This window comes from Bradyrhizobium sp. AZCC 1693 (genome assembly GCF_036924745.1).
Classification (GTDB): Bacteria; Pseudomonadota; Alphaproteobacteria; order Rhizobiales; family Xanthobacteraceae; genus Bradyrhizobium.
On record NZ_JAZHSD010000001.1, the window covers coordinates 4,670,336 to 4,684,021 of the forward strand.

13 protein-coding genes are annotated in these 13,686 nt (G+C 62.7%); 4 read left to right on the top strand and 9 right to left on the bottom strand.

Going from position 1 to position 13,686, the window contains the following annotated elements:
* Positions 1–35: 35 nt before the first annotated feature.
* The 5 genes from V1293_RS22245 to V1293_RS22265 all read right to left on the bottom strand — a co-directional run bounded on the left by V1293_RS22245 (position 36) and on the right by V1293_RS22265 (position 5,663).
* Positions 36–1,127: an SMP-30/gluconolactonase/LRE family protein gene (locus tag V1293_RS22245; RefSeq protein ID WP_334512232.1), complete on the bottom strand. Its 1,092-nt coding sequence runs from the start codon at positions 1,125–1,127 to the stop codon at positions 36–38.
* Between the two features lie 152 nt (positions 1,128–1,279).
* Complete coding sequence (gene araD / locus V1293_RS22250; protein ID WP_334512234.1) at positions 1,280–3,016, bottom strand: L-arabinonate dehydratase; 1,737 nt, start codon at positions 3,014–3,016, stop codon at positions 1,280–1,282.
* Positions 3,013–3,876, bottom strand: coding sequence for an ABC transporter permease (locus V1293_RS22255; RefSeq protein WP_334512235.1), 864 nt, complete (start codon positions 3,874–3,876; stop codon positions 3,013–3,015). Before V1293_RS22255 ends, araD begins: the two co-directional genes overlap by 4 nt.
* 12 nt (positions 3,877–3,888) lie before the next feature.
* Positions 3,889–4,653 (bottom strand): ABC transporter ATP-binding protein, encoded by a 765-nt coding sequence (locus V1293_RS22260; RefSeq protein ID WP_334512237.1) that lies wholly within the window; start codon positions 4,651–4,653, stop codon positions 3,889–3,891.
* 5 nt (positions 4,654–4,658) lie between these two features.
* Positions 4,659–5,663 (bottom strand): ABC transporter substrate-binding protein, encoded by a 1,005-nt coding sequence (locus tag V1293_RS22265; protein ID WP_442894365.1) that lies wholly within the window; start codon positions 5,661–5,663, stop codon positions 4,659–4,661.
* A gap of 110 nt (positions 5,664–5,773) precedes the next feature.
* Here V1293_RS22265 and V1293_RS22270 point away from each other — a divergent pair, with 110 nt between their 5' ends.
* The 3 genes from V1293_RS22270 to V1293_RS22280 all read left to right on the top strand — a co-directional run bounded on the left by V1293_RS22270 (position 5,774) and on the right by V1293_RS22280 (position 10,696).
* Positions 5,774–6,493 carry a GntR family transcriptional regulator gene (locus V1293_RS22270; RefSeq protein ID WP_334512238.1) on the top strand — a complete coding sequence of 240 codons (720 nt, stop codon included), beginning with the start codon at positions 5,774–5,776 and terminating at the stop codon, positions 6,491–6,493.
* A gap of 205 nt (positions 6,494–6,698) precedes the next feature.
* Positions 6,699–7,124, top strand: a complete 426-nt coding sequence (locus tag V1293_RS22275) for a response regulator (protein WP_334512239.1) — start codon at positions 6,699–6,701, stop codon at positions 7,122–7,124.
* A gap of 65 nt (positions 7,125–7,189) precedes the next feature.
* Entirely contained in the window at positions 7,190–10,696 is a 3,507-nt protein-coding gene (locus V1293_RS22280) for a PAS domain S-box protein (RefSeq protein ID WP_334512240.1), read from the top strand.
* A 72-nt stretch (positions 10,697–10,768) separates the two neighbouring features.
* On the opposite strand, the gene V1293_RS22285 is transcribed toward V1293_RS22280, so the two are convergent.
* Positions 10,769–11,410, bottom strand: coding sequence for a response regulator transcription factor (locus V1293_RS22285; protein ID WP_334512242.1), 642 nt, complete (start codon positions 11,408–11,410; stop codon positions 10,769–10,771).
* Between the two features lie 142 nt (positions 11,411–11,552).
* Here V1293_RS22285 and V1293_RS22290 point away from each other — a divergent pair, with 142 nt between their 5' ends.
* Positions 11,553–11,870, top strand: a complete 318-nt coding sequence (locus tag V1293_RS22290) for a hypothetical protein (protein ID WP_334512244.1) — start codon at positions 11,553–11,555, stop codon at positions 11,868–11,870.
* A gap of 184 nt (positions 11,871–12,054) precedes the next feature.
* Here V1293_RS22290 and V1293_RS22295 read toward each other — a convergent pair whose 3' ends face one another.
* The 3 genes from V1293_RS22295 to V1293_RS22305 are packed head-to-tail and all read right to left on the bottom strand — an operon-like array spanning position 12,055 to position 13,674.
* Entirely contained in the window at positions 12,055–12,378 is a 324-nt protein-coding gene (locus V1293_RS22295) for a PilZ domain-containing protein (protein WP_334512246.1), read from the bottom strand.
* Positions 12,379–12,381: 3 nt separating this feature from the next.
* The gene (locus V1293_RS22300; protein WP_334512248.1) at positions 12,382–13,254 is read right to left on the bottom strand and encodes a CheR family methyltransferase; all 873 of its coding nucleotides are present in this window, start codon (positions 13,252–13,254) and stop codon (positions 12,382–12,384) included.
* Positions 13,255–13,284: 30 nt separating this feature from the next.
* The gene (locus V1293_RS22305) at positions 13,285–13,674 is read right to left on the bottom strand and encodes a response regulator (protein WP_334512249.1); all 390 of its coding nucleotides are present in this window, start codon (positions 13,672–13,674) and stop codon (positions 13,285–13,287) included.
* Positions 13,675–13,686: the final 12 nt, after the last annotated feature.

A 13,686-nucleotide genomic window follows, 5' to 3' on the forward strand; every position in this document is an offset into this window, starting at 1 on the left:
GTTCACGCTTCGCGTGCCCCGGAACGACAGATGGCTCACACCGCCCCGTGCGACTCCACATACAGCGCGTAGACCGAGTGGCAGCTCGTCATATAGAGGCGGTTGTTCTTCGGGCCGCCGAAGGTGAGGTTGGCGCAGCGCTCCGGCAGGCGGATGTGGGCGAGCGGCTTGCCGGCGGGGCTGAACACCATGACGCCGTCGAGCTCTTCCGGCTTGCCCTTGAGCTGGAACACTTTTCGGCCGCCGACGTCCGAAGGCTCGGACTGCAGCGCGCCGTTCGAGCCCCAGCCGCACCACAGATTGCCGTCACGGTCGACGCGAAAACCGTCGAGCGCGCCCTGATCGGCGGCATCGATCAGCTTGGTCTTGCCGCCCACCGTGCCGTCGTCATTGACGTCAAAACTCCAGATGCTGCGGTTCGGCGTGCCCTTCCACTCCACGACATAGAGTTTTTTCTCGTCCGGCGAGAAAGCGATCCCGTTGGGATTGACGATGTCGGTAATGACGGCCGTCAGCTTGCCGTCCTTGGTGAGGCGATAAACGTTGGTGGTCGCCTGCTCGGGCTTTTCCTTCTTGCCTTCCCATTCGCCGTTGATGCCGAACAGGGGATCGGTGAACCAGATGGTGTCGTCGGACTTGACCACAATATCATTGGGCGCGTTCAGCCGCTTGCCCTCGAACTTGTCGGCCAGCACCGTGATCTTGCCGTCCTTCTCGGTGCGGGTGATGCGGCGGGTGACCGAATGCTCGCAGGTGACGAGCCGGCCCTGACGATCGCGGGCGTTGCCGTTGGCGTAGTTGGCGTTGGCGCGGAAGACTGAGGTCTGGCTGGTCTTCTCGTCGAACTTCATGATGCGGTTGTTCGGAATATCGGAGAACAAGAGATAGCCGCCCTCGGGAAAATAGGCCGGGCCTTCGGCCCAGCGCATGCCGGTGGCGACCTGTTCGACGGTCGAGGAATAGATCCGATACTTTGCAAAGCTGGGATCGAGGATCTGCACCGCCGGATCGGGATAGCGCTGGTTCGGCGTGAACGAGAACGATTGCGCAGCCGCGCTGCGCGCGAGAAGCGTCGTGGCAGCGGCGGCGCTGGCCGCGGCGAGTAGGTTTCGTCGTGTAAAGGTCATTGGTCGCCCTCCCTGTGATGCCTCGGCGTTTGCTCGCCGGACCTTGGTTTGTCATTCCGGGGCGATGCGCCAGCATCGAACCCGGAATCTCGAGGTTCTCAGGTGCGCAATTGCGCACCATAGTTCGCTTCGCGCCCCGGAACGACATTGAGTTAGTAGATCGACGGCTCCTCCACCGGCTTCCCAAATCCGGTCTCCAGAAAATCGAAGTCGCAGCCTTCATTGGCTTGCTTGATGTGCTTGGTGAACATCCAGCCATAGCCGCGCTCGTAGCGCGGCTCCGGCGCCTTCCATTCGGCGCGGCGCTTTGCGAGTTCTGCCTCCGGCACATCAAGGTTGATGGTGCGCGCGTTGACGTCGAGCGTGATCTTGTCGCCGGTTCGCACCAGCGCCAGCGGCCCGCCGATATAGGATTCCGGCGAAACATGCAGAATGCAGGCGCCATAGCTGGTACCGCTCATGCGCGCGTCCGACAGCCGCACCATGTCGCGCACGCCCTGCCTCACCAGTTTTGTCGGGATCGGCAACATGCCCCATTCCGGCATGCCCGGCCCGCCCTGCGGGCCGGCATTGCGCAGGATCAGCACATGATCCGCCGAGACGTCGAGGTTGGGATCGTCGATCGCCTTCTTCATCGAGGGGTAATCGTCGAACACCAGCGCCGGGCCGGTGTGCTTGAGAAAACGCGGCTCGCAGGCGCTGGGCTTGATCACGCAGCCATCGGGCGCGAGATTGCCCTTGAGCACGGCGAGCGCGCCCTCCTTGTAGATGGGGTTCTCGACGCTGCGAATGACGTCGTCATTGTAGACTTCGGCGCGCGCGATGTTGTCGCCAAGCGTCTGGCCGGTGACGGTCATGACGTCGAGATGCAGATGCTCTTTGATCCGGCTCATCAGGCCCGGCAGGCCGCCGGCATAGAAGAAATCCTCCATCAGATATTTGTCGCCGCTCGGGCGCACATTGGCGATGACGGGCACCTTGCGGCTAGCCTTTTCAAAATCGTCGAGCCCGATGTCCTGACCGGCGCGGCGGGCCTGCGCGATCAGATGGATGATCGCATTGGTCGAGCAGCCCATCGCCATCGCGACGGTGATCGCGTTCTCGAAGGCTTTCCGGGTCTGGATTTTTTCCGGCGTCAGGTCTTCCCACACCATCTCGACAATCCGTCGGCCGCATTCGGATGCCATGCGGATATGGCCGGCATCGGCGGCGGGAATCGAGGACGCGCCCGGCAGCGTCATGCCGATCGATTCCGCGATCGCCGTCATCGTCGACGCCGTACCCATGGTCATGCAGGTGCCATAGCTGCGGGCGATGCCGGCCTCGACATCGACCCAGTCCTTGTCGGAGATTTTTCCGGCGCGCCGCTCGTCCCAATATTTCCAGGCATCCGAGCCGGAGCCAAGCGTCTTGCCCTTCCAGTTGCCGCGCAGCATCGGCCCCGCCGGCAGATAGATCGTGGGCAGGTTCATGCTGGTGGCGCCCAGCAGCAGGCCTGGCGTGGTCTTGTCGCAGCCACCCATCAGCACGACGCCATCGACGGGATGGCCACGCAGCAGTTCCTCGGCATCCATCGCCAGCATGTTGCGATAGAGCATCGTGGTCGGCTTCAGAAACGATTCCGACAGCGACAGCGCCGGCAGCTCCATCGGGAAACCGCCCGCCATCAGGATGCCGCGCTTGACGTCGTCGACGCGGCTCTTGAAATGCATGTGGCAGGGCTGCGCGTCCGACCAGGTGTTGAGGATCGCGATGACCGGCCGACCCTTCCATTCCTCCGGCGCGTAGCCCATCTGCATCGCCCGCGAGCGGTGGCCGAAGGCGCGGAGATCGTCGGGCGCGAACCAGCGCGCGCTGCGGAGGTCGGCGGGGTTCTTCTTGTTGCTCATGACTGCGTGCCCCATTTCTGGACGGTATTGCGTTCGATGGTGCGGAAGATCAGGTTCTCGACAATCAAGCCGATCACGATCACCGTCAACAGGCCGGCGAACACCGCCGGAATATCCAGCAGATTGCGGTTCTCGAAGATGAACCAGCCGAGGCCGCCCTGCCCCGACGACACGCCGAACACGAGTTCGGCGGCGATCAGTGTGCGCCAGGCGAACGCCCATCCGATCTTCAGTCCGGTCAGGATCGAGCCGAAGGCGGCGGGGATGAGAATACGCGCGACATAAGGCAAACCGCGCAGGCCGTAATTGCGGCCGACCATCCGCAGCGTGTTCGACACGCTCTTGAAGCCGGAATGGGTGTTGAGCGCGACCGGCCACAGCACCGAATGGATCAGCACGAAAACCAGACTGCCGTTGCCAAGCCCGAACCAGATCAGCGCCAGCGGCAACAGCGCAATCGCCGGCAGCGGATTGAACATCGCTGTGATGGTTTCGAGAAAGTCCGTGCCGATCCGGGTCGAGATCGCGAGAATCGTGAAGATGGCCGCAAGGATGATGCCGGCGGCATAGCCCATGAACAGCACCTTTAGCGACGCCCAGGCGCGCATGGGAATGGTGCCGTCGCGCACCCTGTCGAACATCGTCAGAATCGTGTCGTGGAAGGTCGGAAACAGCAGCGGATTATTGAGGACGGTGCCGTAGATCTCCCAGGCCGCGGCGAGAAAGATGATGATCACGGACTTGCGGACGAAGCCGTCGTTCCACAACAGCTCCAATACTGTCAGCTTGCGCTCGACTTCCGCCGGGACAATTGCCGACGCATCGGCGGCATCGCGCAGTAGAATTTTTGCCTCGCCCATCGCGCGCTCCCCTCAATGTGCCGTCACGGCGTCCGCGAACAAGAGATCGTGGATCTGCTTTTCCAGCCGCGCGGCGCTGCCGTCCGCGCCGGAGACCTTGTCGACATCGATGACCTCGGCCTTGACCCGGCCCGGATGCGGCGACAGCAGCAGGATGCGGTTGCCGATCTTGATCGCTTCCGCGATCGAATGGGTGACGAACAGAACGGTGAACTTGGTCTCTGCCCAGAGCTGCAACAACTCGTCCTGGCAGGTGCGCCGCGTCAGCGCGTCGAGGGCGGCGAACGGCTCGTCCATCAAGAGAATATCCGGCTCCATCGCCATGCCGCGCGCGATCGCCACGCGCTGCTTCATGCCGCCGGACAGCGTGTGCGGATAGGCATCGACGACACGGGTGAGGCTGACTTTTTCGATATAGGCGCGCGCCCTCGCCTCGGCTTCCTTGCGCGGCAAACGGCGCGTCATCAGCAGCGGGAACATCACGTTTTCCAGCACCGTCTTCCACGGCAGCAACTGGTCGAACTCCTGGAAGATCATCATCCGGTCGGCGCCGGGCTCTGATATTTCCCGGCCGCTAATGCGCATCTTGCCTTCGCTCGGCGTCATGTAGCCGCCGACCGCTTTCAACAGCGTCGACTTGCCGCAACCGGAGGGGCCGAGCAGCACGAAGCGATCGGAACGATCGACCGTGAAGCTGACCCGCTCGGTCGCGGTCACCACCGCGCTCGAAGTCTTGTAGCGCAGCGTTACGTCACTGACATCGAGAAGCGCGGTCATGTCGATCAATTGCCCTTCAGGTCGTGCGCGGCCGGCAGATAGTAATCGGTGAAGGCTTTTGGCATGGTCTTCAGCGTGCCGACCTTGAACAGGTGGGCGGCGAATTTCATAGTGCCCTGCGGCTGCAGGTTCCACTCCATCATGCCGGGCTCCTTGAGCCACGCCAGCAAATCCTCGACGCTGGTCTTGTCGCCGGTGACTTCCTTGTAGATTTCGACCGCAGCCCTGGTGTCGCTGCGGATCAGGTCCTGCGCCTCCTTGGTGGCGTCGCGTACCGCCTGCACGATCTTCGGATTGGCGTCGGCGAATTTGGTCGTGGTGAAGAACTGCGCCTGGCTGAGCGGGCCACCCATCACATCGGGCGACGACAGCACCACATGCGCACCGGGAACGTTCTTCAATTCGAGGAACGTGAACGGCGGAATCGAAAAATGATTGCGCACCTCGTGCTGCGTGTTGGTCAACGCCACATAGGCGTCGGGATGGCCGAGCTGCACGGTGTTGGGATCGAGCTTCGACCATTGGTCGGCGCCGAAGGCTTCGGCGGCGGCGATCTGCAGCACGATCGCCTGCGTCGAGACCTTGACGGTGGGCACCGCGATCTTGTCGTTCGGGCCGAAATCCTTGATCGACTTGATATTCGGATCGCGGCTGATCAGCGTCATCGGCTGCGCCGAGGTGGCGACGATGCCCTTGACGCCGCCGCGGGTGCGATCCCACAGCAGCAGCAGATTGCCGGTCCCGGTGTTGAGGATATCGACGCTGCCGGCCAGCAAGGCATCGGTCTGCGCGCCGCCGCCGCTCAAATTGATCCATTTGGTGGTGACGCCGGGCAGGCCGAGGGAAGCCGCATGCTTCTCGATCAGCTTGTTCTTTTCCATGATGTGCGAGGGCATGTAGAAAATGCCCGGCTGCCGCGACAGCGTCACTTCCGACTTCTGCTGGGCCGATGCCCGGGAGCCCGGCAGCAAAATCAGCATCGCAACGACGCCCGCGCAGGCGCTCCACATCCTGTTTTTCATTGTGCATCTCCTCCGGCGTCTCGTTGACGCTTCTGGGGAGATGCACTAATGTATTAGTGTATCTGAAGCAAGTCCCTTCTGGAACGGCCGGTCGCCCGATGGCTCCCCCGAACTCCGCCTCCCGCCGCGCAGCCCCGCGTTCCACAGGCGGGCTCGATCGCGATCGCCAGGCCGCGCCGCAGGTGTTCGAGCGCCTGCGCAGCATGATCATTTCGCTGGAGCTGCCGCCGGGATCGCCGCTGTCGCGCGCCGCATTGGCAGGCCAGTTCGGCGTCAGCTCGACGCCGATCCGCGATGCGCTGATGCGGCTCGAGGAGGAAGGCCTCGTCGACGTCTTCCCGCAACATGCCACCGTGGTCAGCCGGGTCGACGTACGGCTGGCGCAGCAGGCGCATTTCCTGCGGCAGGCGGTCGAACTCGAAATCGTGCGCGGGCTCGCGATCCAGCATGACGAAACGCTCGTCGCCGAGCTTCACGCGACGATTGCCCTCCAGCAGCAATACGCCAAGGCCGGCGATTTCGAAAAATTCATGGCCGCCGATAACGAGTTCCACAGCCAGCTCTACACGGCTGCCGACAAGCAGGACATCTGGGCGCTGGTGCGCAGCCGCAGCGGGCATATCGACCGGCTGCGCCGGATGCATCTGCCCTCGCCGGGCAAGGCGCAGGATATCGTGCGGCATCACAGATTGATCGCAAAAGCAATCGATGCGGGGGAACCCGACGAGGCGCAGAAGCATCTGCGCACACATCTGTCGGGCACGCTCAGCGAACTCGCCCGGATTCGATCGCGATATCCGGAATATCTCAGCAACTGATCCTTGCCCTTGGGCCTCGCGCTGCAGGCGCAGGGCTTCGTATTTGTCTGCCCGGCAACAGGCGGATAACTGCGTTTTTATCCAGCTTTTTGACGGCTAACCGGAGCGTTCGTAGCGGCGAAGCAGTTGCAGCAACACGACGATTCGGCGAAACTCGCAACCTGCCGTTGACCTGATTCCAGCGGGGCCCGGAGAACTTTTTACTTTGGCAAGAATACTGATCGTGGATGACGATGGGGCGGTCCAGATGACGGTCCGCCTGTTGCTGGAGCGCGCCGGCCATAGCGTGGTCGCTGCCGATGACGGCCGAAAGGGCCTGGCGCTGTGCCAAACCGGGAATTTCGATCTGTTGTTCCTCGACATCTTCATGCCGGGAATGGACGGATTTGAAGCCATGCGGATGGTTCGCCAGCAGCAACCGCAGCTTCCGATCATCGTCATCTCCGGCCGGCCGATCTCGTCGGACGCCGACACGACCCCGGACTTCCTGACCATGGCGACCAAGCTCGGAGCGATCTCCAGCCTGCAGAAACCGTTCCGGCCAGCCGACCTCCTGGCAGCCGTCGCGGGCTGCCTGGAAGCCGCTGAACGCGGCCCGCCATCGCGCGGCGGTGTTGCTTCCTCCCCGTAATGCGCCATAGCATCCGATTTGCCCGGCAGTTCGCCGGGCCGGAGCGGAGGGCGAGCGAACCCAACATGACGCTCACAACCAGGCTTTCCATCGCGATGATTGCGTTGGTCGCGGTCGCGGTTTCCGCGGTCGGATGGCTGAACTATCGCAACCTGGAACAGGCGCTCCTGCTGCGCGCCCGCGACCGCATCGAGACTCATTCGCGGCAGCTCGCGACCGACCTCGAATACTACGCGGCGAGCGCAACCGGAGACGTCACGGGCTTTCGTTCCGCAGTAGGGCTGCAGGGATTGATCCGCGCCCGCAGCGCCGGGGGCATCGATCCGGTCGATGGCGTCTCCGAAAAGACCTGGCGCGACCGGATTGCATCACGTTTCGCGGCCGAACTCGAAGCCAAGCCCATCTACGCGATGTTTCGGATCATAGGCCTTGATGATGATGGCCGTGAGCTTGTCCGCGTCGATCGCGCGGGACCGAACGACACGGTTCGGATCGTTCCCGAAGAGGGATTGCAGAAGAGAAGCAATCGCAGCTACTTCCCGGAAACGATCCGGCTAGGCCCCGGACAGATCTACGTCTCGTCGCTCGATCTGGGTCGCCGGAACGGACTGATCGAGGAGGTGCACAGGCCGACGCTCCGCATCGCGACGCCGATATTCGCAGACGACGGCAAACGGTTCGGCATTTTCATGATCAATCTCGACATGCGGCGCGCGTTCGAGCGCGTGCGGTCGTCGGTGTTGCCTGGCGAGACCATATACGTCGTCAACAAGCAGGGCGACTATCTCATTCACCCGGATCGGTCGCGCGAGTTCGGCGCGTTGCTCGGCAAGCCGAACAACTGGAAAGCCGATTTCCCGCATCTGGCGTCGCAGGCCGGAACCACGCAAGTCAGCGCGGACATAGTTCCGGATCAAGCCGCACGGCCGGGCGGAATAGCCCTCGCGCCTGCCCTGCTGGCCGGCGTCGAATGGGTTGGCGTGGTCGAAACCGCCCCTAACGCGGTCATCATGGCGCCGGCCGCGAGCATCCGAAATACTTCCCTTCTCGTTGGTGGGATCGCGGTGTTGTGCGCGGCAGTGCTGGCCCTGCTGATCGCGAGGTCGCTGACCCACCCGATCGTGCAGTTAACCGAAGCCGTGCAGGGAGTGGCCAGTAACAAGAAGATTGCGATTCCGGTCGAAGCACGCGGCGAGACCGGCGTACTGGCACGCGCGTTTGCGCAAGCAATCGGCGAAGTGAACGCAAAGACCGCCGCGCTCCAGCAAGAGGTACAGGAGCATCGCCGCACCGTAGCGGCGCGCGACCATCATGCCGAGCGGGAGCGGCTGTTCAGCGCGGCGGTCGAATCCTCCAACGACGCCATCATCACGACGTCGCTCGACGGCACCATCACCGGCTGGAACTCGGCGGCGGAGCGGCTGTTCGGCTACAGCGCGGCGGAAGCCACGGGCGAGAACATCACGCTGCTTGTACCCGAAGACCGGCTGCCGGAGCTGCAGGACGCGCTGCGCCGGATCGGCTGGGGCGAAAGCATCGAAGCCAGTGAAACAGTGCGGCTGCGAAAAGGTGGAGGGCGGATCGAAGTTGCGCTCAGCATCTCCCCGATCAAGTCCCCCTCAGGCGCGACCATCGGCATCTCGAAGGTGGCGCGCGACATCACCGAAACCAACAAGACCCGGCAGGTGCTGCGTCGGCAGACCGAAGAGCTTCGCCGCATCTTCGAGACCTCGCAGGATCTGATCATGGTGATGGATGCCAGAGGATTTCTGGTTCAGATCAGCCCGAGCAGCGAGGCCATATTGGGCTACCGGCCGGAGGAAATGATCGGCCGCAGCGGCGAGGACTTCATTCATCCCGACCATCTCGAGACCTCACGCAAGGAAATGCGCGCGGCACGGCGCGGGCAGCGCCCGAAGATGTCCGACACGCGCTGCATCCACAAGAACGGGCGAGAGGTGTGGCTGTCATGGCTCGGAACATGGTCCGAGCCGGCCAGGCGCTTCTTCTTCGTCGGCCGCGACATGACCGAGAGCCGGCTGGCGCAGGAGGCGCTGCGCGAAAGCGAACGACTGGCGCGCGGCATCGTCGACACGGCGCTCGATGCCTTCGTCCAGATCGACGAGAAGGGCTTCATCCGGGACTGGAATGCGCAGGCGGAAAATATCTTTGGATGGTCGCGCGATGAAGCGCTAGGGAAGAACGTGTTCGAACTGATGGGCCAGCCGGACGGGCATGGCCCTCTCAAGAAAGCCCTGCAGTCCTTCCTGCTTTCCGGCAACGAGGCGGTCCGCCAGCCCCGCCGTGAGCTCGAGATAAGGCGACGGGACGGAAAGAAGATCACTGCGGAGCTGAGCATCGCCGCGCTGAGAACGCGCGGTGGCTTCGTGTTCAACGGATTCGTCCGCGATCTCACCGACAAGATCGCCGCCGAGGAGCGGATCAGGCAGGCCGAGAAGATGGAGGCGATGGGCCAGCTCACCGGCGGCATCGCGCACGACTTCAACAACATTCTCACCGTGATCACGGGAACGATCGAAATCCTGGCCGACGCCGTCAAGGGCGAGCCGCAACTCGCCGCCATCACGCGAATGATTGACGAGGCGGCGTCGCGCGGCGCCGACCTCACCCAGCACCTGCTCGCATTCGCGCGCAAGCAGCCGCTCGAGCCGAAGGTAACCGACGTCAACACGCTGATCATCGACACCGCGAAACTGCTGCAGCGGACGCTCGGCGAGCATGTCGAGATCGAATCCGTGTTCGAAGACGAGACCTGTCCGGCGATCGTCGACCCCAATCAACTCGCCACCGCGATCCTCAACCTGGCCCTCAACGCCCGCGACGCCATGCCGGATGGCGGCAAGCTGATCATCGAAACCGGCTTCGTCATTCTCGATGACAATTATGCGAGGATGCACAGCGACGTCCGGCCCGGCCGCTACGCCATGATCGGGGTGAGCGATACCGGGGCCGGCATCCCGGCAGCGATGCTCGACAAGGTATTCAATCCGTTCTTCACCTCAAAAGGCCCCGGCAAGGGCACCGGCCTCGGACTGAGCATGGTGTACGGCTTTATCAAGCAATCGGCCGGCCACATCATGATCTACAGCGAGGAGGGCCATGGCACGACGATCAAGATGTACCTGCCGCCGGCCACGGGCACCTTGCCGGCGGCCGAGCCGGCACTGGCGCAGGCCGTCGAAGGCGGTCGCGAAACGATTCTGGTGGTGGAGGACGACAAGCTGGTGCGCGACTATGTGCTGGCGCAACTGCATTCACTCGGTTACGTCACGCTGGACGCGGCGAACGCAACCGAAGCCCTCGCGCTCGTCCGTATCGGCCATGCGTTCGACCTGCTGTTCACCGACGTGATCATGCCCGGCATAAACGGCCGCCAGCTCGCCGACGAGATCGCGAAGGTCAAGCCCGGGTTGAGGGTACTGTTCACCTCGGGCTATACCGAGAATGCCATCATTCATCACGGCCGGCTCGACGAAGGCGTATTGCTGCTCGCCAAGCCCTACCGGAAATCGGATATGGCGATCATGATTCGCAAAGCGCTCGCCGACTGAACGCCGCGGAGCGCGCATCCAGCGCCGCGGCTGTCCCCGATCAGGCCCGTGTGCCTGCGATCAGAACCATAATCAGATTTGGCCCTGACGCTGGGTGGTCATTACGATCCGGACAAGGTCGGCCGCATTCCGCGCGCCGAGCTTCTTCATGATATTGGCGCGGTGATCCTCGATCGTGCGCGGGCTGATTCCGAGATGCCGTCCCGCTTCCTTGTTGGAAGCGCCGGCGGTGAACTGTTCCAGCACCTCGCGTTCGCGCCGCGTGAGCGGTTCGCGTCCCGGAAAATGCAGGGTCGCGATTCGAGATGCCGAATTCTCCGCCTGCCGGCGAGCATAGGCCTCGATCGCCTCATCGAGCCGCGCCACGATTTCGCTGCCGCGAAACGGCTTTTCGATGAAGTCCAGCGCGCCGTTCTTGATGGCGCTGACCGCCATGGCGATGTCGCCCTGCCCGGAGATCATGAAGATCGGCGCAGGGTAATCCTCACCATGCAGCTCTCTCAGAATATCGAGACCGGACTTACCGGGGATATGCACATCGAGCAGGATGCAGGCTGGCGTCCGCGTTCGCGCAATCGCCAGCAGGGCGGCGCCATCGGCGAAACAGATGACCTGATAGCCGCCTGCCGTCAGGACCATCGATAGCGTGTCGCGAACGGCAGGGTCGTCGTCGACGACGAAGATCTCCCCACGGGAGGGGACTTTCTCAGCCATGTTCCATCGTCCATGCGTGGTTGAATGTGACTCACACTCGGATAACGGTATCGAACTCCATACCGGACCGTATTTGTACGGGACCACAGCTTAACGCACAAGTAGCAACGCACCCCTAAAAAAGTAACTAAGAAGTGCAACCATGCGGAATGCAGCAGGCGACGGCGTCGCGCAGGCGCCCCTCGGCCAGGATGACGCCTACCGCGCCGTGATTTCGGACCTCCAGAACAGCCTGCGGACGATCGCAAGGGAAACTTCGCCGGAAACTTCGCCCGGCAGCCCCGAGAGTTCCACCAACATCATCGTGCTCGACGACGTGTCTCCTCGCTACATGAAGGCTGCCGCCGCATTGCAGGCCTGCGGCATCAATCTTGGCATTGCCCTGCGCTCTCTGCTGGATCCCGGCGATAGCGATCCATGCGCCTCAAGCCCGCCGGCACTTTCGGTCATCGGGGCGTAAGCCCGACACGGCACCGCCATGCTGGAGCGCACCATGTCCCTCCGCCGCAAACTTTCACCCGGATTTTCTCGCGCCGGTAACTACCTGCTGCGATCGCCGGGCGCAAACGCGTTCCGCGTTTGTCGCGACGGAAAACCGGGAACCCACTTTGCGCTAACGCGGCCGTGCGGGTCCGGATTCTGCTCTAATGCATCGCCTCTTCAGCCTTTGACGAGGCGCCCGACCGCTTCTTGGCGTGCTTGCCTCTCAGAAAGCGGATGTCCATTTCCGTGCCGTTGACGCGAACCAGCTCGCAGCGGCGATAGGCGAGGCCGGTCGACGACAGCAGCAGGAAGAACTCCTTGAGATTGAGGCCTTGAATGGAGCCTTCCACGGTCAGCGTGGCGTCGGTGTCCGAGATCGCGTTGAGCTGGCAGTCCCTGCGCCAGGTCCCGTCGATCGCCATGAGGCAGACGTCATAGCCCCGGCTGAACGTAACCCGCTCGGCGCCTTTGCCCTCCTCTGTCATCGCTCACCGTCCCGCCATCGCCGCGATTTTTGGCATCGACGTTGCCGCCTGCGCAGACGCGGCACGCGCGCCGTTCGGCCGATAGAGACCGCGCCTGTCCGGGAACGGCTTGAAGACATCCGTCAGGCCGACAACCGTTTCCGCCGCGCCCAGCACCAGGAAGCCATCGCCTTCCATCGCCTTGGCGAGACGGCCAAAGATATTGATCTTGGTGTCCTGATCGAAATAGATCAGGACGTTACGGCAGAAGATGACGTCAAAGGTGCCGAGCTGGGAGAAATCGTGCAGCAGGTTCAGTTGCCGGTGCTGAACCATGGCGCGCAGCTCCGGGCTGATCTGCCAGAGTTCGCCGTTCTGCTTGAAATATTTGACGAGCAGTTGAATCGGAAGGCCGCGCTGGACCTCGAACTGGCTGTAGACGCCCGACTTCGATTTCTCGAGCACTTCGGTGGACAGGTCGGTCGCGATGATTTCGACGCGCCATCCGGCAAGCGTCGCGCCCATTTCCTTCAGCGACATGGCAAGCGAATACGGCTCCTGGCCGGTCGAGCCGGCGGCGCACCATATTCTGATGCTCTTGCGACCGGCGCGCGCCTTCAACAACTCCGGCATGATCGTGTCGCGGAAGTGTTCGAACGGCACCTTGTCGCGGAAGAAGAAGGTTTCGTTGGTGGTCATGGCTTCGACCACCTGGGCGATGATCGTTGACGATCCGCCCTTCATTTTCTGCACGAGTTCGCCGATGCCCGGCACACCGCATTTGCGCGACAGCGGAAGCAGGCGGCTTTCGATCAGATATTGCTTGTCTGCGGACAGGTCGAGACCGGAATGATCCTTCAGGAGCTTACGCAGATACTCATAGTCTGGCGGGGTCACGGGGGCCTCTCAAGGGCAAGCGGATAAGATTTAGACCGAGCTCTGTTCGTTAAGCGCGACCAGACCGACTTCCTGGAATTTTGCGGCGACGATGTCCTTGTCGAACGGCTTCATGATGTATTCGTTGGCGCCGGCATGCAGCGCACGCGAGATATGATCCATGCCGTTCTCGGTGGTGCAGAACACCACCTTGGGCGCATCGCCGCCGGGCAGGCGGCGCAGATGGCCGAGGAATTCGTAGCCGTCCATGACCGGCATGTTCCAGTCGAGCAAAACCGCCGTAGGCATGGCGCTCCTGCAGGCCTCGAGTGCCTGCTCACCGTCCTCGGCCTCGGTGATCTGGAAGTCCATATCTTCCAGGATACGGCGCGCGATCTTTCGCACGACGCTGGAGTCATCGACCACAAGACAGGTTTTCATTTTGGGCTTCCT